The following is a 19,236-nucleotide window of genomic DNA, read 5'->3' on the forward strand; positions in this document are numbered from 1 at the left end:
GGGGATGGTGCCGGTGAGACGGCCCCGGTGTTCACATTCAGCATGCGCGTTTCGAGCCGCAGATCGCCTACGAGGCCCACGACTACCAGGAGGCCCAGGCCATGGTCGCCGCCGGTATCGGCGTCGCCCTCGCCTCCACCCTCGCCCTGGAAGGCATCCGCGCCGGCGTCAGCGTCCTGCCCCTGCAACTCCCGCCCCCCGTACGCCGTATCCTCCTCGTCCGCATGAGCGACCACGTCCTCACCCCCGCCGCCCAGGCGTTCGCGGGCTTCCTGCGCGACAGCGCCGCCGCCGGCACGTCTCCGTGATCCGCCCGCGCACAGTTACGCTGCCGGACGGGTCATCTCGAAAGGCTGGCGATGAGTTCCTCCCGACTGTTGACTCCGGTCTTTCGGTAAATGACTTTGAAGTGATCGTTGACGGTGTGCAAGGAAAGATTCAGACTGCGGGCGATCTGTTTGACGGCCAGTCCGTCGAGCGCCCGCCTGATGACCGTCTGCTCCCTTGCAGTGATCCCGTACAGGACGGCCGCAGCGGGTAACAGCACGTCCGAAGACGCGGACTCGATGGTCACCGCCACACCGCCGGGGCCTGGCTCGTCGAGCGGTTGGGCCTGCAATACGATCCACCCGTCAGGTCCGGGGATACGGCTCAATGCCTGACGGCCCGGCTGTCGTGCCGCGAGGGCGATGTTCCAGACGTGCGCGAATATCTCGTCCTCGTCGGCCGTCACATTCTCCGGAACGAGCCTGCGCACCCATTCGCGGCCGGTTCTGGTCACGGCTCTTATGGTGTCGCTGCTGTCGATCAACACGACACCTGGCGCGGGTGCGCTACGGACGGGACGCAGGAACCGACCGGCGACGTACTGTCTCAGCGTTCCGGCCAAGGGGCTGGAGAGGCGCCCGGCATTCACGGCATCGGCCGTCGAGAAGGGTCTGTTGTCTGTCCCTCTCAGCAGGACCAATACCCCCCACGGCATCCCGTTGAGGGTCAGCGCGACCCGCATTTCGCTGCCTACCCCGGTCACGCTCATGATCTCTTCGTGCTGAACGCTGTGCCGTCTGTCCGGTGCGTCGTATTCGAGGACTGCGACGGGACGGACGCTCTTGACCAGGCAGGCTACGGTGTGCTGGTCGTGGCCGAGGATCTCTTCCGTTTCCAGGGCACGGTAGAAGGCGGCTCCGTAACCGTGTTCTTTGGCCAGGAAACACGCCGCGCCCGTGAGCGGGTCAATTCCTCTCAGCATGTATCCGTCGTGCGGCACGAGCCGGGCGATGTGCCGTGAAATCACCGTGCCCAGTTCGGGAACGGTGGCCGCCTCCGCTGTCGCTGAAGGCAACGTACGGGAGATCAGTTCCAGGTCCGGATGCATGAAAGGAGTGTGGAATCGGTGCACCTTTCCGAGACCACGGTTTCGGCACGTTGGCCGACAGGCGGCGCTCAGTGGCGCGTATGCAACCTTCCCCCGGAGGAACGGGCACCAGCACACTGACCGCATGCGCTATGAGGAGAGAGCCAAGCTCACAGCCGTGAGAGCCCTGATCCCGCTGGCCCTCCTCGTGGCCTCACCAGTACTCCTGATAGCGGGCGCACCGATCCACCGACGCTATCTCCGCTACGTCCACCGCGACGGGGCCCCGCGGATCCTGGACAAGGAGCGAGGGCGGGTGAGTGCCCACTTCTTCGTCGTCACCAACCCACTCCTGCAGTGGCTCTGCCGGCCCACGGAATCACTCACCCGACTCCTCGAACGCCGAGGTTGATCGACAAGCTCACTGCTGCTGCCACCAGTCGTACCGGTCGGAGGTGTCGCAGCCCAGGGTCTGCGGGATCGTCCGGTTGGCCACACTCGGGGTGGTCAGACACAGGCCGCTCTCCGCGCTCTGCCACACCGCCACGGTCGGGTCCCCGGGCTGCGTGGCGTAGGCGTGCCAGAGCTGGATGGCCCGGGTGCTCACGACGGGGTCGCACGGCAACAACGTGATGGCGCCCGCCGCGAGTCCCGAGGGAGCGGTGATACACCTTCCGGTCTGCTGATTGATGAAGCGATACTGGCCGTTCCCCCAGTACTCTGTGAGCCACTCCTCGTCGGAGCCGCTGTCGCAACTCCACATCTGGAGTCTCGCGGCGTTGCCGACGTCGCTGTCGAGGCAGTGGTTCGAGTTCCAGACGCGAATGTTGGTGGCGCCCGCAGCCTGGGCGGGCGCGCCGGCCAGCGCGATGGCCGACACCGTCAGTGCGGTGGTGACGAGCGATGTCAGAGTCCGTCGTGCGGTCATGAGTCAACTCCCGTTCTTCCCCGGCGATCCCCGGCTCCCACCGTGCCGAGCGTGCACAAAGTCCGCTGCACCTTGGACGATGCCCTGGCCGGGAAGGCGCGTGAATCCCCCAGAAATAGGGGGGTGACAACGCGCCGGCGCCGGCGCTGTCCTCACCACCCGGACGCCCCGGATCAGGTGGGACTGACCGGTCGGCGTCTCGAACCGGTCCGAGCCGTATCTGCTCGACATGTCACAGGCAGCGGCCTACCAGGCAGGCGACCGCCACATCCAGGGCCATGTGTAGCACTTTCAGCCGTAAACAGCCGTCCTTCCCGTCCTGGGCAGCCGGACCGGCTGCCGAAGGCGGCGGCACCAGTGAAGCCCCGGTTGACATGCTTGCCCTGGCAGGACGCGATAGGCTGATCGCGTTGGGAAGGGCTCTACGGAGATCATGGACAAGACCGCACTGATCGTCATCGACATGATCAACACCTACGACCACCCCGATGCCGACCTGCTGCTGCCCTCGGTGGCCGAGGTGGTTCCACGGGTCGTTTCGCTACTGGAGCGGGCCCGGAAGAGCGACGCGCCGGTCATCTACGTCAATGACAACTTCGGCGAATGGCGCTCGCACCATGGCGAACTGCTGGAGAAGGCGCTTGCCGGGCCGCACGCCTCTCTGGTCGAGCCGCTGCGGCCCGACAGCTCCTCGCTCTTCATCGTCAAGGCCCGCCACTCGATCTTCTACGAGACACCGCTGGGCTACCTCCTTTCCCAGCAGGGCATCGACCGCCTCGTCCTGTGCGGTCAGGTCACCGAGCAGTGCGTGCTCTACTCGGCACTGGACGCACACATCCGCCATCTCGACGTGACGATCCCCCGTGACGCGGTGGCCCACATCCACCGCGATCTGGCGGACGCGGCGCTGTGCATGATGGAGCGCAACATGAGCGCCCGGGTGTGCTCGAGCGACGAACTGTGGCCGCGCTAGGTGTGCTGTCCGGCGGATCATGCCGCAGACGCGGGGCTTGGCACGCCCTGCCCCACTCTCGGCTTCGCTCGAGCGGGCGGTGCCCCCACCGGCGTTGTCGTCGGTTGCCGACTCCCCCACGCTCGAACAAGCTCGCGCGGGGGGCCCCCATCGCGTCGGCGCCCTCCTCCGCCTTGCGGCCGGACGCTCCCCCACGCTCGAATGAGCTCGCGCGGGGCCACCCCCATTCGCCCCGCTCACCAGCGCCGATGAGGCACCGCCCGTGCCCTGCGGCATGATCCGCCGGACAGGCCCTAGTCAACCAGCTCCGAACCCAGGACACGGCCATGACGACCGGAATTGATCACCGCACGTCGCAGGCGTCGTCCGGGGCCCCGATCCAGCGGCTCCCCTCGACGTCGGCGGATGTGTCCCGCACCAGGGTCGGTGCGATCACCAGTTCCTCGACGACTGTCCACTGCGGGAGCGTGGCGCACAGCAGGACGGCTCGGGCCACGTCCTGCGGCTGCACCATGCGCGCCCGCGCTTCCTCGCCCGGCGGGACGGCGCGGTCATCCAGGATCGGCGTGTTCACTTCGCCGGGCAGAATGCAGGTGGCGCGGACCAGGTCGTTGCGGAAGGTGTTGCGCAGATACGCCATGAAGTTGCGCACGCCCGCCTTCGCCGCGCCGTACGGGGCTCCGCCGAGCAGGGTGGGCCGCTCAGCGGCCAGCGAGGATATGGTGATGACCGTGCCGCCGCCGTGCGTCAGCATGTCCGGGAGGACGGCTTGGGTGAGCAGATAGACCGCGTTGAGATTGACGCCAATGACGGCGTTCCACTCGGCCTCACTGATCCAGCGGACGTCGCGCACCCTGCTCGCGCCGCCCGCGTTGTTGACCAGGATGTCGACGGGCCCCGCCACCTCCCTCGTCCACTCGACGAGCTCTCGGACCTCCCCGGCGTCCTCGACGTGTGTGGGGCGGGTGAAGGCGGTGCCACCGGCGTCCTCGACGACCGTGGCCACCTCCTCGAGGACGTGCGGCCGACGTCCGACGAGGATCACCGTCGCGCCCGCCTCGGCGAGCAGCAGCGCCGTCTCCCGGCCGATGCCCGTGCCCGCACCGGTGATCAGCGCGGTCTTTCCGTCGAGGAGTCCCATGGGCTTCATACCTCCCAGCCGTGGGCGTGCCGCACGCCCTGGGGGTAAGGATGCCCGCACCCCGAGCCGTCGGCGACGCCCGCAGCGATGGCAGGTGTTCGGCGCCGATAGATCATCGGACAAGACAGCGGGGAGGACAAGTGGGGGAAGCGGCCGCATACGAGGTCTGGCATGGCGACTCCTTGGTCGGCGAGCTCTGGGACATGAGCGCGCCGCAACGTCGTCGAATGCTGCTTCCACCGACTCAAGCAGTGGCGCGGCATCGCCACCCGCTACGACAAACAACCCGCCCGCTACCGAGCAGCGACCACGCTGGCCAGCACACTCATCTGGCTCGACACCTGATCGACAAGACGTTGCCCAGGGCCTGTCTGACAAATGATCAGCGAGCGGGTGCGTGTTCGGTCCAGCTGCCTTGCCGTCCTGACGGCAGTCAGTGATTCTGGGCGGGTGCCGGGACAGCGGAAGAGAAGCGAGGCGGCAAGAGGACGCGCGGCAGCGGCTCGCTGCTCGCGCTGCGCCGGACGCGGGACAGTGGGAAGTGGTCGTTGAGACTCAGGACCAGGCGGAGATGCGAACGCGGTTGCGCGGTCTTCGGGAGGCAGGAGTCGATGGGGAGATGATCCGGATCGACACGCTATGCGGGCGCCTTGCGCTGCCGACCACCTACCGACTGAGCCGTTTCGTGACGGACCCCGCGTGGGAGTCCGAGCACGAGCGCTCCGATCATTGATCTTCTGGCTGGTCGAGGTGAGCTGACGGACGCGGCATAGGAGCGAAGAGAGCCCCTGTTGCCGCGGGTGGATGGGCGCGTGGTCGACCGTGGCGTGATCACCGGCAGGTGGTCAACGGAGTGCTGTGGCGGATGCGGACCGGGGCTCCGTGCGGTGATCTGCCCGAGCGGTACGGACCCTGGCAGACCGTCTACGAGCGGTTCGCTCGCTGGGAAGCGGACGGGACCTGGGCGAAGTTGCTGGAACACGTGCAGGTCCGCGACGACGCGGTGGGCCGGGTGGAGTGGACCGTCTCCGTCGACTCCACGATCAACCGGCCCCACCAGTACGCGGCCGGCGCCCGCAAAAAAAAGGGGGGCGCAGACGGGGATGAACTGGAAGATCCGGACCGCTCGCAGGCGCGTCAGGCTCTCGGCCGGTCCCGGGGCCGGCTGACCACCAAGATGCACCTTGCCGTCGACGGGCGGGGCCTCCCGCTGTCCATCGTGCTCGCGCCCGGCACCGTCAACGACGCCACCGCCTTCGCCCAGGTCCTCAACAGCATCCGCATCCCGCGCGCCGTCACGGGCCGACCTCGCACGACACCGGCACGGGTCCTGAGTGACAAGTCGGCGAGGAAGCCGCCTAGGCCATCTGGCCCTGCGACCGCTTCCCGCACCATCACCCCGACACAGCCTTCCCCGACGACCGGGCCCTGCTCGCCGTCCGTTCCCCTGCAACCGGCTGACGTCACGGGCCGGCAGCAGCAGCACCTTCCCGACCGGTACGCGCAGCTGACTCGGTCACCACCGCGCCAGCCGTCGCGTGGCGGCTGCGGCGCTCACCTTCGGTCACTCCGGCAGGTCAGTGCGTGCCTGGAGTTGCCGCCAGCTGCGGCGGACGTGTTCTTCAGCTTCTCGTACAGCGCAGATGGCCGCGTCCTGGCTGGCAGGAGGGGCGGCATCAGCTGCGGAGAACGCGGACCGGTCGGCGGGTGGTGCCGTCCGAACGCGCGGTGGGCGGGCAGCACGGGCCGCGTGAGCTCGGTGGGCCTGGTGCAGGACCGCTGCCCGGGCGACCAAGACTGCGGCTGTGACTGCGGCAGCCGCGTGCTGAAGTCGCCCACGCAGGCGGTAGCGAACAACTTGAAGAACGACGACGGCATGCCCATGGCCGTACTCTGGGTACTGTCGCGGTTGGCCGCGCGCTCGGCAGTGGCGTGTGGTGGTTGAGGAACCGCCGGAGCGGATCCGCCCGAGGCCCTCGGTCCGGTTCGGGCACGGCCCTCTGGGGGAGCCCGACGAGAGAAGTGAAGCTGGGGGCTTGAAGCAGGGTAAGAACGAGCATGGGCGTCAGCGTCGGGTTCTCATCGTCGCTTACGACGACGCGCAGATCCTCGACATCGCGTGCCCCAGCGGGGCCCTTGACATCGCCAACCGGTACGGCGCACAGCCGCCCTACGCCATCGAGCTGGGCGCCGTCGGCCGCCGGGCTGTCCGGAGCTCGGCCGGGGTTCTGCTGACAGCGGGGCAGAGCCTGGAGACGGTCGTGGGACGGCTGGACACGCTGATGGTCGTGGGCGGCATCGGCTGCGAGGACGCGGCGGCGGACGAGCGGTTACTGGGCCAGGTGCGCCGGCTGGCCGCGCACAGCCGACGTGTGGCCTCCGTCTGCACCGGCGCCTACGTCTTGGCCGCCGCCGGGCTGCTCGACCACAGACGGGTGACGACCCACTGGGGATGGGGAGACCGGCTCGCCGAGCGCCACCCCACCGTGGCCGTGGACACAAGTCCCCTCTACATCCGTGACGGCAACGTCTACACCTCGGCCGGGGTCACCAGCGCCCTCGACCTGACGCTGGCCCTGATCGAGGACGACCACGGTCCGACACTCGCCCGGACCGTCGCCCGCGAACTCGTCACCCACCTGCACCGGCCCGCCGACCAGGCGCAGATATCGATGTTCCTGGCAGCGCCACCGCCGGAGGATCGGCTGGTGAAGGACTTGATGGGCCATATCGCGGGCCATCTGTCCGAAGACCTCACCCTCACGGCCCTGGCAGCCAGGGCGGGGATCAGTCCCCGGCACCTGACCCGCCTGTTCACCGCCCACCTCGGTACCACTCCCGCCCGGGCCGTACGCGCGGCACGCGCCGAGGCGGCGGCGCACCTCGTGCGCTCCAGCGCACTGCCCATGGCGGCGATCGCCCGCCGCTGCGGGTTCGGGTCGGCGGAGACACTGCGGCAGGCGTTCCTCGACCACTACGGGGTCACGGGGGACAGACTTCGCAGGATGCCGGACATGCCGCTCCCACGTTACGCACCAAGGCAGAAGACTCCTGGCCCATGAGCTATTCCACGACACGCAGAAACGTCCTGCGCGGGACTGTGGCCACCGCCGCACTCACGGCCACGGCAACGGCCGCCCGGACCGAAGCGGCGCACGCGGCCCCGCGCAGCGGCGGTACGGGCCCGAACATCGGCATCCTGCTGTACGACGGCTACAGCCTGCTGGACCCCACCGGCCCGGCCGAAATCCTGTCCCGGCTGCCGGACGCCACCGTGACCATGATCGGTGAGCAACGCGGAGCCGTCCGCACGGACACGGCAGACGTCGCCGTGGTCGCCGACCGCTCCATCGCCGAGGTCGACCGACTCGACGTCCTGCTGGTCCCGGGCGCGGGCAACCGCGGCACCGTCGGGGCGATGAACAACCAGCCGCTCCTGCGCTGGATCCGCGAGATGCACCGCCACACGCAGTGGACGACCTCCGTCTGCACCGGCAGCATCGTCCTCGCGGCGGCCGGGCTGCTGAACGGCCGGGAGGCGACGACCTACTGGGCCTCCGCCGACTACCTCCAGACCACGTTCGACGTCAGTTACGTGCCGCAGCGCTACGTGCGCTCAGGAAAGGTCATCACCGCGGCCGGGGTATCGGCGGGAGTGGACATGGCCCTGTACCTTGCATCCCTGCTCGCGGACGACGACACGGCCCAGGCCATCCAACTCGCCATCGAGTACGACCCCCAGCCCCCCTTCGATTCCGGCAACGCCTCAGACGCCAGTCCCCGGATGAAAGAGCGTGCCCTGCAGTTGCTCGCTGCATCACAGGTATAGGGGACGGGCGCTTGTGCGCATGAGCCGATGAACGGGCGGTGCGACGCGGGCGCAGCCCTTCGCGGCTCGGCAACAGCGTGGCGGCAGGCCGGGCGCGTCCGGTGATGGTCAGTCGCCGCGGCACCCCCTTCGTGGTCGCCGCCAACGGCTTCCACAACCGGCACCCTTCCCGCCCGAGGAGATACGGGACGCCCTGGCGCGGCCCGGGAACGCAAGTCGTACTGGTACCTCCCCATCGCCGTCACGGACCAGTTGATCGCCTCGGTGGTGCGAGGCGGAGCCGGTCGGCCAGTGGGCAACAGGCAGCGTTCACCCCTTCGCGACGCCCGGCACGCTCCTTGACGGGCAAGCCTCGTCTGCCGCGGCGCTGGTCAGCGCACCGCGTCGGACAGGCGCACGAAGGTGTGACCTCTCGCCAGCAACTGCGGTACGGCGGCGGTGATGCCCCGGGCGGTGCCGCCCTCGGGATGGTTCATGTGGCAGATGACGATGGAGCCGCCGGGCGCGGACGCAACGGTGGTGCGGACCTGTTCGGGGGTGAAGGTGGCGCCGCCGTCGCCGTTGACCGAGAAGCTTGCGAAGCGTTCTCCCAGGTCGGTGACGATCCGTGCCGCGACGTCGTCGCAGTAAGCCGTGCCGGACCGGAAGAAGCGCGGCGGAGCGCCCAGCAGTTGGGTGAGCTCGGCGCGGTTGCCGGCGATCTCGTCGTACACCTCCCCGGCGTCACGGGTGCCGGGAATGCCGTAGGCGGAGCGCCCGGTGACCGACAGCGGACGATGCCGGGTGCCGTGGTTGGCGATCTCGAACAGCGGCTCGGCGGCCAGTCGGCGGAAGAGGGACGGGTTGGCCCCGATCCAGCGGGAGTTGATGAAGAGAGTCGCCGGTACCTCGCGCTTGCGCAGGAAGTCGATCAGAGCCTGGTCGTAACCGCTGCCGCCCGGGCCGCCGCAGGCGTCGAAGGTCAGCGCGATCTCACGCCTCCCCCTCGGCAGCGCGTGCACCACGCCGGGGCCATCGAAGCCCCAGGAACGCGGCACGGCATGTCCGTAACGAGCCACGATCTCGGCACGGGTGACCGCCGTCGGCGAGGGAGTGGATGCCGCAGCGTCCGCGGTGGCGTTCGGCGCGGGCGTCGCGTTCGGTGCGGGCACCGTGGGCTGCCCGGACGTGGCCTCGCTCGCCGCGCTCCTCGGGCCTGCGCATCCGGCGAGCACGCCACCCACCAGGGCGGCCAGCACGGCCCGGCGACCCGTCGTCATCCACACTCCCACTTGGTCGAAAGGTCTGCGGCGGGCCGCCGCCGGAACACCGCCACGGTACGGGCCGAAGATTCACGACCGGGAAGGCACCGGTAAGGGTTTCCCAACAATCCGGTAGCAGCCGGGTCAGCCAGACGGCTATGTCCAGGTCCGGACGGTCGGGCAAGGGATCTCAAGGGCAGCTCCACGCAACCAGGGAACTGGGCGCGCGACGTCCGCTCCGGCGCCTACGCGAGCAGTCCACGCAGCGCAGGTCCAGCGGGGCGAGGTGGGACAGGGCCGGGCGGAAGCCGGTACACAAGGTGATCGCGTCCGCGCCGGCCCCGCTGACGTCGACCCACCGATCCATCCGCCCAGGCGACAGACCCTGAGCAGCGTTCAGTGACCTCGGCGCAGGACAGCCCAGCTGCTCCAGTCGGCACCGGCCTCGACGGCCGGCCGGTCAGTGGCCGCTGACAGCGAGTTCGTAGCCGCCGATGAGGTCACCGAGGAGGGTGCCGGCGGTGAGGTCGCTGGGGAGGTGGCCGGCCATGTAGAGGCGGGAGTAGAGGACTTCGGAGCGCATCCACTCGTAGTCCTGGGCCCGGTGGGGCGCGAGGGCGCTGAGGTAGGTGACGGCTGCGGCGGAACGGGCGGCGTGGCGGGAGGGGTAGGAGTAGGGGCCCTTGGCGCCGGGTTTGATGTGCTTGTCGGGGCGCAGGCTCGGGTCCAGAACGAAGGGGGCGGACTGCTTGTCCTTGGCGGCCAGCTGGTCGCTGACCGTCTTGGCCAGCTTCAGGGCCGCCTTGAGTTCGGCTTTCTCGACCGTGCCCGGTGCCGCGGGGATCAGTTCGCGCTGGTCGTGGAGGTAGAGCTTCCAGATGTCCTTCTTGCCGTAGAGCTCCAGCCAGGTCGCGGCCTTCTTCCCGGCCGCTGTGCGGGTCTTGGCGAGTGCCTGGACCTGGTGGAGTTCGACGGTGCGCTGCTTGGCCGAGGGCGGTGCCGGGATCTGCTGGGCCGCCCAGGCGGCGAACGCCTTGTCGTCGCGGGTGGTGCCGTGTGCGGCCTTCCACCGGGCGAACAGGGCATCGGCCTTGGCGCGTTGGGCCGCGGCCTGCTTTCCGATCGTGGCGATCTCGGTGTCGGTGAAGAGCTTGGGCGGCGGGTTCTGCTTGATCAGTGCCGTCGCGCCGGGCTTCTTCTTTGCGGACGTGGAGGCGGCGGCCGGGAGCAACTGCGGTCGCAGCAGGCCGAGGGCGGCAGCGGTGACGGCGAGCAGCGCGATGACGGCGTAGGGCCATTTGATGCCGCGCAGGGCGTTCATGCGGCGGAGATCCTTTCGAGGACAGGCTGCGTGCTCGCCTGTGCGGTGAAGTGGGTACGGGCGAGGCGGCGCAGGTCGTTGTCGGGCAGGCCGGGGGTGAGCAGGGCTTGTCCGATGACGTACTTGCTCAGCGACACCGGGCGGGCGCCCAGGCTCAGCAGCAGCCGGTCGGCCGGGGCGGGCCGGGCACCGCCCTTGGTCTCGACGAGCACCTGGCCGGCATCGAGTGCGGCGGCGCGGTCGCCGTGGTGGCAGGTGAGGTGGCCGTCGAGGGTGACGCGTGTGCCGTGGTCCAGGTCGGCGAGGGTGGCGCGGACGTAGCGGACCTCGGCGGAGGGGACCAGCTCCCTGGCTGTGACGGGGACCCGGGCCCGTTGCAGGACCTGGTCCACGAACGCGGCGGCCTGCGGGCTGAGTTCGGCGTACGCGGTGGCCGGGACCTTCAGAGCGTGCTTGATTGTGGCGCCGCGGCCGTCCTTGGTTTTCACCTCCACCCGGCACAGTTCGTCCTCCCCGTACAAACGGGTGCGGACCTTCCAGCGGCGTCGGCGCCCCTGGACGTGGGCGTGCCAGGCGGCGAGCTGTTCGGTGTCGAAGTACGTGCTGAGGTAGCTGGTCGTGCGCCGTCCCGCCAGGTCGAGGACATGGTGGGTGTCCGCCAGCCGGGCCACGAAGGCCCGGGCGCGGCCGAGGGGGAGCAGGTACTTGCGGTCGGTGCGGTGCTGGAGGGCCGCAGCCGCGTCGACCTCGGCCAGCGTGGCGCCGCGCAGAGCCGGCAGGCCCAGGCCGGCCGTGAGAGTGGACGCGGCGGTCACGGGACCACCACCGGCTCGCGCGGTTCTCCATCCGCTTGGCTTGTGGGCTCGTCCGGTCCGGCGGGGTAGCGTGCGCAGACTCGTGTGGTTTCGCGGACGTAGTCCACCTCGTCCACGACCACCGACAACGGGGCCTGGCCGAAGCGGGACGCCACGTCCTGGGCAATGAGTGCGGGCTCGGGATAGATCCGGTCGAGGGTGAGTTTCACGGTCCGGGTCGCCGGCTCGTACCTGCTGGGGTCGTCGACCAACAGGACCGCCACGAGCACCGCGGCGCCCAGCGCGACGACGAGCCAGGTCTGGCGCTGCGGCAGTCCGGTGCACAGGGCGATGACCAGCGCGACAAAAGTGTAGGCGACGTCGCGTAGGGTGAACGCCGCGCTGCGCAGCCGGACCAGGGAGAGGATGCCGAACAGGCCGAAGCCGACCCCGGCCGGGAATTTCCCGGAGCTGATGGTGCTCATCGCCGCGAACAGGCCCATGTTCAGCGCGGCCAGCACCAACGGCATCGCCGGTGCACTGGGACGGCGCCGGTAGAGCCAGCCCACCAGGAGCATCAGAGCGATGACGTCGAGAGCGCCGCGCGTCATCAGGTCGGCGGGCGCTATGTGGTCGGTGATGCCCTTGGCGGCGAGCACCGTGACCGCTGTGTGCATGGATGGTCCCTTCCGTCACGGCACGTCGGACGGCGGACCAGTCGCGGTCCGCGGAGCACCGCGACATGGACGACGCTAGAGATGCCGCATGAACAGACCATGAAGACTCCCCGACGCCCGGCGTCCGGGCGGTCGCCGCGGGCGGCTAGCCTGACCGGCATGCACTACCTGGTCGTCGACGACGAGACACGCCTCACGGACCTGGTTGTCCACTACCTCATCGAGTCCGGCCACACCGCCGAGGGCCGCTACGACGGCCCGAGCGGGCTCGCCGCCGCCCGCGACCCCCGCCTGGACGCCGTGGTCCTCGACGTGATGCTGCCCGGCCTGGACGGCCTGCAGGTCTGCCGGACCCTGCGCGACGAGGGCATCGACGTCCCGGTGATCCTGCTCACCGCGCGCGGCGCGATCAGTGAACGCGTGGCCGGCCTGGACGCCGGCGCCGACGACTACGTGGTCAAGCCGTTCGCCATGGAAGAACTGCTGGCCCGGCTGCGAGCCATCTCCCGGCGCCGCCCTGACGCCTCCGGCCGCCTCCAGGTCGGCGACCTGGTCCTGGACCCCGAACAGCAGCGTGCCTGGCGAGCGGACACCGAACTCGACCTCTCCCGCCGGGAGTTCGACGTCCTGCGGGTACTGATGGAGAACGCCGGGCGGGTGGTCACCCGCCTGCAACTGCTGGAGGAGGTCTGGGACGGTGAGACCGACCTGCGCAGCAACGCCATCGACGTCCACGTCTCCAAGGTGCGAGCCAAGGCCGACCGCGCTTTCAGCCGAACGACGATCACGACCCTGCGCGGGCGTGGCTACCGCCTGGAGACCACCCCGTGACGCTGCCCGGCCGACCGCGGGCCTGGTTTCGGCAGCTGCCCGTGGTCACACGCCTCGTGCTGGCCGTCGCCATCACCATGTCGCTGGTCCTGGCCGGCGCGGCGGGCCTGGTCTACTGGCGGGTCAAAACAGCCCTGGACCAGCAGCTCAACGACGACCTGAGCACCTACCAGCACAGTCTGGACCAAGCCGTGCGCCGCGGAGAAGATCTTCCGCCGGGCCCCAGCGGCAGCCTCCAACAGGTCCTGGACACGCACGGCCGCATCCTGCGCTCCAGCCACGCCCTGCGCCACCAACTGCTGCTCACATCCGCCGAACTCGACGCCGTCACCGGCGATGCCACCATCCGGCGTGATGTCGGCTCCCTGCTGCCGATCACCGCGGACACGTTGCGTCTGCAGGCCAGGCGCGTCACCGCCGGCGGACAGACCCGGATCGTGATCGCCGCCGTGCGGCGCGGCCACCGCGACGAGGCGCTGCGCGAACTCCTCGCCCAGCTCGCCCTCGCCTCCGGCCTGACCCTGATCGCCGCCTCCTACGTCGGCTACCGCACCGCCCGCGCCGCCCTGCGCCCCGTCGAGCGATACCGCAGCGGGGCCGCCACCCTCGCCGACGGCACCCAGCATCTGCGCCTGGACGTGCCCGACGACCGGGACGACGAGATCACCCGTCTCGGCCATACCCTCAACCACATGCTCGACCGCCTGGAGGCGGCCGCCGAACGCGAGCGCCGCTTCGTCGCGGACGCCAGCCACGAACTGCGCACCCCCCTCACCCTGATCCGCGCCGAACTCGACGTCGCCCTGCACCGCCCCCGCTCCGCCGGCGAACTCACCGACACCCTGCGCTCCATGGACAGCGAGGTCCAACGATTGATCGACCTGTCCAACGCACTGCTGGACCTGGAGGAACTCGGCAGCACCGGCCACCTCACCCGAGCACCCGTATCCCTCGCCGACCTCGTCGACGCCGCGCTCGCCCCGCACCAGCGAACCGCCGAACGGGCCGCGCGCGACCTGACCGCCGACGCGGCCGAGGCGACCGTCAATGTGGATGCCCGGTGGCTGCGACCCGCCATCGGCAACCTGGTCGACAACGCCTTGCGCCACGGCCACGGGAGCGTCCGCCTCACGGCTACTGTCCACGAGAGCAGGCTGCGCCTGTGCGTCACGGATGAGGGGAGCGGCTTCCCGCCGGAGTTCCTGCCTCGCGCCTTCGACCGCTTCGCCCGCGCCGAGGCAAGCCGTACCAGCGAGGGATCCGGCCTTGGGCTCGCCTTCGTGCAGGCGGTGGCCACCGCCCACGGCGGCACCGCACACGCCGCCAACACCGGACGCGGCACCGCCATCATCCTGGACGTGCCCTGCTGACCGCCGCCGATCGCCTGCAGCGGCGACGTACGGTGGGCACATAGCCCCGCCGCTCCCGGGCCCGTTGGCGGTTGCGGGGGTTCAGCATGGGGCGCGGCTGAGGGGCTGCGCGCCCACTTGGTGGCTTCCGCTTGGAACACCCGGCTTCTGATGATCCCTACGCATACGGAAACGGCCATGACCATCTTGCGCAGTGATCCTCCGGGAGCCGTGACCACAGACGAGCTTGAGCGCCTGCCGAGGTCTCTCGAGCCCTGGCGCCACGGCCTTCCGCTGACTGCCGTCCCGGCGCTTACGCCACCGTTGCGATGCGATCGGGGAGGAACGGCCGTATCGAGCGGCGGCGCGAAACGGCCGGCTCTCGCGCTGTCCGCCGGGGGCGTGCAGCTTGAAGCCAGCGGCCGCACGTAACAGCGAAGCTCGTGGGAGACGGGTTCACAACTAAGATCACTCGTCGCCCTACCAGGAGCTTCGTCTGGCTCTGGTCACCATGCGGTGATGACCGGTGCGTCGGGTTCGTGCTGCCGCCAGGCCTCGTTGAGGCGCGCGAGCGTTCAGGTTGAGGACGGTGTGCCGGTCTCGGCCCGCGCGATGGACCTGACCCAGCTGGTGGTGAGCGAGTTGGTCACCAACGCCCGCAATACGTGCCCGGGCCGGTGCTGATGAGCCTGCGTATCGACGCGGACGTGGTGGAGGTCGAGGTGTGGATTCCCATCCGGTGCTGCCGGTGGCCCGGGCCGCCGATGCCGGGCGGGTGGGGCAGCACGGTTTGGAGATCGTGACGGCCGTTGCTGCCGAACCCGCCCCGAGCGGGTTGTCATCCCGACACCAGATGGACCCGGCTCGGTTCAGCCGGGCCAGCCGACGGCGGCCCGGGCTGATCACGAACCGTGCCCGGGCCCCGTCACTGCGCTCATCCGCGGGGAGCCGGATGGTTCATAGCGCGACTCCCCACTCAACGAGAATTTGCCGAACAGCGCACCTGCCGGCGCAGGCAGGTCATGGAGGGTCTGCCGTCGTCGCGCCACTTGGTGAACTGGTACATCACCGTGCCGCGCCGCGGAGCCGGCATGGGTAAGGGGGAGCAGGGCATCCGAGGCGAAAGGGATGGGCTGACCGCGCTTTCGGTGCCGCCCGTCGACGTCAAGAACCTCTTAGGGGTGAGAAGGTGAAAGGCTTCCGCAGCTTCATCCTGCGCGGCAACGTGGTCGACCTGGCCGTCGGCATCGTCATCGGGGCAGCGTTCACCGCCGTGGTGAACGGCTTCGTCAGCGCCTTCCTGACCCCACTTGTCGGGCTGGCCACCGGCGCCACCGGCGATATGAGCCGCAAGACCTTCACCATAGGCGCCACCAAGTTCCCCTACGGCGCGTTCGTCAACGCGGCGATCAGCTTTTTCCTCCTCGCCAGCGCCCTGTACTTCCTGGTCGTGCTCCCGATCAACAAGCTCCACGAACGCCTCGCCCCGCACCACGACGTCCAGGCTCCCAAACGGGACTGCCCCGAATGCCTCAGCCCCGTACCCGCTGAGGCCCGACGCTGCGCATCCTGCACCGTATCCCTGCCCGCCGTACCCGCTCGGGCCGGAGAGACAACCCAGCGCGCCGGGTGACCCAACCTCCGTGGCCGGGCCTGGACAAATCTCGCGGGCACGGTCCCGGCACCGGCGACAGGCAGGGCCCCGCTGCGCGGTCGACGGCGAGGAGCGGGTGTTTTCCGCGCACGGGCGGTCAGGCATTCCCCCACAGAGCAGCGTCGCGGCGTCACTCGTCGGCCCCTACAAGAGGCGGAGCAGAAAGAGGAGGGGATGGGGATGTCCTCGTACGGGGTAGGCGGGCGGGACGACGCGGGACGGTCCGGCGCGCCGCTTGAGGGAGGGGCAACGTATGCAATTCGACGACGATGCTGATCTGGACACGTCCGAGGTCGCAGACGGGCGGGGAGGTGCGCTGGGCGGGATCCCGGGCGGCGGGAAGACGATCGGCGGGGGACTGGTCGGGCTCGTGGTGCTGGTTGTGTCCGTGTTCCTGGGTGTCGACCCCGGCATGTTCGACTCGGGCAGCAGCGACACGTCCTCGTCCGGCAAGTCCGCCGCGGACCTCGCGGCGGACTGCCGGACCGGTGCCGACGCCAACCGCAAGGAGGAGTGCCGGATCGTCGCCGTGGTCGACAGCGTGCAGGCATTCTGGGAGCAGACGGAGACAGCCGCCGGCAAGTCCTATCAGCAGGCCCCGACGTTCCTGTTCACCGGCAATGTGAACACCGGTTGTGGGAACGCGACTTCCGACGTCGGCCCCTTCTACTGCTCAGCTGACGACAAGGTCTATCTCGACCTCGACTTCTTCAACGACCTGAGCAGCAAGTTCGGTGCCAAGGGCGGCCCGTTCGCCGAGGCCTACGTCATCGCGCACGAATACGGCCACCACTTCCAGGACCTCAGCGGAACGATCTTCCGCGGCAGCGGAAAGGGCCAGAACAGCGGCTCGGTGAAACTCGAGTTGCAGGCAGACTGCTACGCCGGAGTGTGGGCTCACCACGCCACCACCACGCCCGACCCCAAGAGTGGTAAGCCACTGATCACCGACTTGACGAAAGACGACATCAACCGCGGGCTGGACGCGGCCGCCGCCGTCGGAGACGACCGTATCCAACAGCGCTACCAGGGCAAGGTCACACCCGACACCTGGACCCACGGCTCCGCGACCCAGCGCCAGCAATGGTTCTCGACCGGCTACCGCTCCGGCCGCGTCGCCGACTGCAACACGTTCAGCTGACCACGCTGACAGCCACGGCACGAGGCGCGGTTGATCACGTATCAGGCCGCGCCGCGGCTGGCCCCCGCCCCGCTCGCCCGGAAGGCCCAGCGCGTTCACGTGCAGGAACCCGATACCTGCGAGTCGCGAGTCCTCATCTTTGGCACATGAAGCGACACAAACGACCTCTTGGCCTGTGGGTGAGGCGACGTGGGCATGGTGCTCGCCCTCGTGTCCGGCGCAGCGTCGGGCTGTGACTCGGCTGTTCGGTCGGACCCGGTTCAACGGTAGGCGCTCACAGCGGAGAAGTAGAGGGCGAGGCAGGTGGCAGCAGCACCAGCCGCGGTCAGGACTGCCTGCCGGGTGCCGATGCCTGTGCCGTGGGCGATGAGGCCTACGATCACCTACAGGTTGAGGATCAGTGAACACACCAGCAGCAGGGCCAGGATCTTGACTTCGGTCATGTCCTCAACGATGGCTGTCCAGGGGTGGCATCCAGCAGGTGTACGCCGCTACCAAGGCGACCATCCCCGAGCGGGTCGACCAGCTCGCAGGCCGGGCCCGGCGCCGCGAACGCCGGTGCGGCTTCGACAAGGCCGTCTACCGGCGCCGCAACGTCGTCGAACGCTGCTTCCACCGACTCAAGCAGTGGCGCGGCATCGCCACCCGCTACGACGAACAACCCGGCCGCTACCGAGCAGCGATCACCCTGGCCAGCACACTGATCTGGCTCGACACCTGATCGACAAGACGCACCTTAGTGGAGGCGGGCCAGCAAGTGGGCGTCGATGAAGCCCCGTTCGGAGGCCGGGTCGTGGAGCAGCCGGGCGAACGTGACGAGCCCGGCCCCGGCCAGCAACTCGGCGAACCGGTCCACCGGCCAGCTGTAGGCGGGTGTCACCTTGTGGTCGAAGCGGACCGGCTCCGGCCCGTCGGTCGCGAAGAACGAGACCAGGAGCAGGCCTCCTGGTGCCAGGACACGTACCTGCTCGGCGAGCAGCGCGGGCAATTCATCGGGCGGGGTATGGATCATCGAGTAGTGGGCAAGCACGCCACCGAGCACGCCGTCCTCGACCGGCAGATCCTCCATCCGGGCCTCGTCGAACCGCAGCGCCGGATGAGCCCGCCGGGCATGACCGACCATGCCGGGGGAGAGGTCGAGCCCAAAGGCATCCAGCCCCAGCTCGTGCAGCATGGCCGTCAGATGTCCCGGCCCGCACCCGACATCGGCCGCACGCAGGTTCCCCGTCCCGCGCACCAGCTCGGCGAAGGTGCGGATCACGTTCCGCGAGAACGGATGCGTCTCCAACCGATTGGCGAACATCGACGCATACAGCTCGACGACTCCGTCGTAGGCCACCCTGGTCTCGTCCTGGTGCTCCATCACGGGCAAGGAAACTAGCACCCGTGCACGTTCGTGACTTCTCCGGGCACCGCTCCGAGAACTGTCCCGTCACGTGGTCACGGGACAGCACGAGGTGTGGCGGCCCGACGGACCCGAAACGCTCCTTCGAGCGGGCCGGCGGATCTGAACGGCCAATCGTCGCCGCCCATGTGCGACACCGAGTGCACGGCGGCGCTGCAGGCGGTGTGGGCCGCGCAAGCGATGGGGCAGGAGAAGACCGTGGCGGACCAAAGGGGGACGGGAAAAATTCAGAGCCGCCGCGTGAACCTCTCCGATGCCCGGTCCCGCGGCTTGGGTCAAAGTAAATCCGTGCCGCACAGGGGGTGGGGCACGGGAGGTGAACATGTCTCTGAGGACCGATCTCTACGCAGATATCACGGGATTCCTCCTCGCCAAGTGCGATGCCGACCCGGATGAACTCTCCGTGGAATCCGATCTGTACGACGACATCGGCATCGACTCACTCGACCTCGTCGCCATGGCGCAGACCCTTCAGGGTGCTTACGGCATTTCGATGGACGACGAGCGCATCGGTTCGCTCCGCACCGTCGGCGACGTGCTGGACTTCGCCATCTCCAAGATCGAAATCACAGCCATCGCCTAGATCACGGGGAGACTC

Annotated in this window: 18 protein-coding genes and 4 pseudogenes; 14 read left to right on the plus strand and 8 right to left on the minus strand. The window is 69.2% G+C overall.

Annotated elements, in window-relative coordinates:
* Window positions 1-44: 44 nt before the first annotated feature.
* Window positions 45-308: pseudogene (locus ACFY0F_RS26085) on the plus strand (LysR substrate-binding domain-containing protein); the annotation flags it as partial.
* Window positions 309-340: 32 nt separating this feature from the next.
* On the opposite strand, the gene ACFY0F_RS26090 reads toward ACFY0F_RS26085, so the two are convergent.
* Window positions 341-1,375 carry a helix-turn-helix transcriptional regulator gene (locus ACFY0F_RS26090; protein WP_388798888.1) on the minus strand — a complete coding sequence of 345 codons (1,035 nt, stop codon included), beginning with the start codon at window positions 1,373-1,375 and terminating at the stop codon, window positions 341-343.
* 124 nt (window positions 1,376-1,499) lie between these two features.
* Here ACFY0F_RS26090 and ACFY0F_RS26095 point away from each other — a divergent pair, with 124 nt between their 5' ends.
* Window positions 1,500-1,766, plus strand: coding sequence for a hypothetical protein (locus tag ACFY0F_RS26095; RefSeq protein ID WP_388798891.1), 267 nt, complete (start codon window positions 1,500-1,502; stop codon window positions 1,764-1,766).
* A gap of 9 nt (window positions 1,767-1,775) precedes the next feature.
* Here ACFY0F_RS26095 and ACFY0F_RS26100 read toward each other — a convergent pair whose 3' ends face one another.
* A complete protein-coding gene (locus ACFY0F_RS26100) occupies window positions 1,776-2,282 on the minus strand; it encodes an RICIN domain-containing protein (RefSeq protein WP_388798894.1) in 507 nt (168 codons plus the stop codon).
* Between the two features lie 433 nt (window positions 2,283-2,715).
* Here ACFY0F_RS26100 and ACFY0F_RS26105 point away from each other — a divergent pair, with 433 nt between their 5' ends.
* The gene (locus ACFY0F_RS26105; RefSeq protein WP_388798897.1) at window positions 2,716-3,255 is read left to right on the plus strand and encodes a cysteine hydrolase family protein; all 540 of its coding nucleotides are present in this window, start codon (window positions 2,716-2,718) and stop codon (window positions 3,253-3,255) included.
* 343 nt (window positions 3,256-3,598) lie between these two features.
* Here ACFY0F_RS26105 and ACFY0F_RS26110 read toward each other — a convergent pair whose 3' ends face one another.
* The gene (locus ACFY0F_RS26110) at window positions 3,599-4,396 is read right to left on the minus strand and encodes an SDR family oxidoreductase (RefSeq protein WP_388798900.1); all 798 of its coding nucleotides are present in this window, start codon (window positions 4,394-4,396) and stop codon (window positions 3,599-3,601) included.
* Between the two features lie 213 nt (window positions 4,397-4,609).
* On the opposite strand from ACFY0F_RS26110, the pseudogene ACFY0F_RS26115 reads away from it, so the two are divergent.
* From ACFY0F_RS26115 to ACFY0F_RS26130, 4 genes and pseudogenes are all read left to right on the plus strand, one after another.
* A pseudogene (locus tag ACFY0F_RS26115) lies at window positions 4,610-4,741 on the plus strand (IS5/IS1182 family transposase); the annotation flags it as partial.
* Window positions 4,742-5,184: 443 nt separating this feature from the next.
* Window positions 5,185-5,741 (plus strand): annotated as a pseudogene (locus ACFY0F_RS26120) (IS5 family transposase); the annotation flags it as partial.
* A 691-nt stretch (window positions 5,742-6,432) separates the two neighbouring features.
* Complete coding sequence (locus ACFY0F_RS26125; RefSeq protein WP_388798903.1) at window positions 6,433-7,458, plus strand: GlxA family transcriptional regulator; 1,026 nt, start codon at window positions 6,433-6,435, stop codon at window positions 7,456-7,458.
* Window positions 7,455-8,225: a DJ-1/PfpI family protein gene (locus ACFY0F_RS26130; protein WP_388798906.1), complete on the plus strand. Its 771-nt coding sequence runs from the start codon at window positions 7,455-7,457 to the stop codon at window positions 8,223-8,225. Before ACFY0F_RS26125 ends, ACFY0F_RS26130 begins: the two co-directional genes overlap by 4 nt.
* 371 nt (window positions 8,226-8,596) lie before the next feature.
* Here ACFY0F_RS26130 and ACFY0F_RS26135 read toward each other — a convergent pair whose 3' ends face one another.
* The 4 genes from ACFY0F_RS26135 to ACFY0F_RS26150 all read right to left on the minus strand — a co-directional run bounded on the left by ACFY0F_RS26135 (window position 8,597) and on the right by ACFY0F_RS26150 (window position 12,258).
* The gene (locus ACFY0F_RS26135) at window positions 8,597-9,484 is read right to left on the minus strand and encodes a polysaccharide deacetylase family protein (RefSeq protein ID WP_388798909.1); all 888 of its coding nucleotides are present in this window, start codon (window positions 9,482-9,484) and stop codon (window positions 8,597-8,599) included.
* A 442-nt stretch (window positions 9,485-9,926) separates the two neighbouring features.
* Entirely contained in the window at window positions 9,927-10,787 is an 861-nt protein-coding gene (locus ACFY0F_RS26140) for a phosphatase PAP2 family protein (protein ID WP_388798913.1), read from the minus strand.
* Entirely contained in the window at window positions 10,784-11,602 is an 819-nt protein-coding gene (locus tag ACFY0F_RS26145) for a polyphosphate polymerase domain-containing protein (RefSeq protein ID WP_388798916.1), read from the minus strand. The genes ACFY0F_RS26140 and ACFY0F_RS26145 overlap by 4 nt, the downstream gene beginning before the upstream one ends.
* Complete coding sequence (locus ACFY0F_RS26150; RefSeq protein WP_388798919.1) at window positions 11,599-12,258, minus strand: DUF4956 domain-containing protein; 660 nt, start codon at window positions 12,256-12,258, stop codon at window positions 11,599-11,601. The genes ACFY0F_RS26145 and ACFY0F_RS26150 overlap by 4 nt, the downstream gene beginning before the upstream one ends.
* A gap of 159 nt (window positions 12,259-12,417) precedes the next feature.
* Between ACFY0F_RS26150 and ACFY0F_RS26155 the strand changes: the two genes are divergently transcribed.
* From ACFY0F_RS26155 to ACFY0F_RS26180, 6 genes and pseudogenes are all read left to right on the plus strand, one after another.
* Window positions 12,418-13,089, plus strand: a complete 672-nt coding sequence (locus tag ACFY0F_RS26155) for a response regulator transcription factor (RefSeq protein WP_388798920.1) — start codon at window positions 12,418-12,420, stop codon at window positions 13,087-13,089.
* Window positions 13,090-13,130: 41 nt separating this feature from the next.
* Entirely contained in the window at window positions 13,131-14,459 is a 1,329-nt protein-coding gene (locus tag ACFY0F_RS26160; protein WP_388798923.1) for an ATP-binding protein, read from the plus strand.
* 498 nt (window positions 14,460-14,957) lie between these two features.
* Window positions 14,958-15,252 (plus strand): annotated as a pseudogene (locus tag ACFY0F_RS26165) (ATP-binding protein); the annotation flags it as partial.
* A 375-nt stretch (window positions 15,253-15,627) separates the two neighbouring features.
* The gene (gene mscL / locus ACFY0F_RS26170) at window positions 15,628-16,071 is read left to right on the plus strand and encodes a large conductance mechanosensitive channel protein MscL (protein ID WP_388798926.1); all 444 of its coding nucleotides are present in this window, start codon (window positions 15,628-15,630) and stop codon (window positions 16,069-16,071) included.
* Window positions 16,072-16,345: 274 nt separating this feature from the next.
* Entirely contained in the window at window positions 16,346-17,233 is an 888-nt protein-coding gene (locus ACFY0F_RS26175) for a neutral zinc metallopeptidase (protein ID WP_388798929.1), read from the plus strand.
* 481 nt (window positions 17,234-17,714) lie between these two features.
* On the plus strand, window positions 17,715-17,954 hold the full coding sequence (locus ACFY0F_RS26180) for a transposase (RefSeq protein ID WP_388798932.1): 240 nt from the start codon (window positions 17,715-17,717) through the stop codon (window positions 17,952-17,954).
* Window positions 17,955-17,969: 15 nt separating this feature from the next.
* On the opposite strand, the gene ACFY0F_RS26185 is transcribed toward ACFY0F_RS26180, so the two are convergent.
* Window positions 17,970-18,599: a class I SAM-dependent methyltransferase gene (locus ACFY0F_RS26185; RefSeq protein ID WP_388798935.1), complete on the minus strand. Its 630-nt coding sequence runs from the start codon at window positions 18,597-18,599 to the stop codon at window positions 17,970-17,972.
* Window positions 18,600-18,960: 361 nt separating this feature from the next.
* On the opposite strand from ACFY0F_RS26185, the gene ACFY0F_RS26190 reads away from it, so the two are divergent.
* Window positions 18,961-19,221, plus strand: coding sequence for an acyl carrier protein (locus ACFY0F_RS26190; protein ID WP_388798938.1), 261 nt, complete (start codon window positions 18,961-18,963; stop codon window positions 19,219-19,221).
* Window positions 19,222-19,236: the final 15 nt, after the last annotated feature.

It is taken from the genome of Streptomyces sp. NPDC001544 (genome assembly GCF_042894285.1).
Taxonomy (GTDB): Bacteria; Actinomycetota; Actinomycetes; order Streptomycetales; family Streptomycetaceae; genus Streptomyces.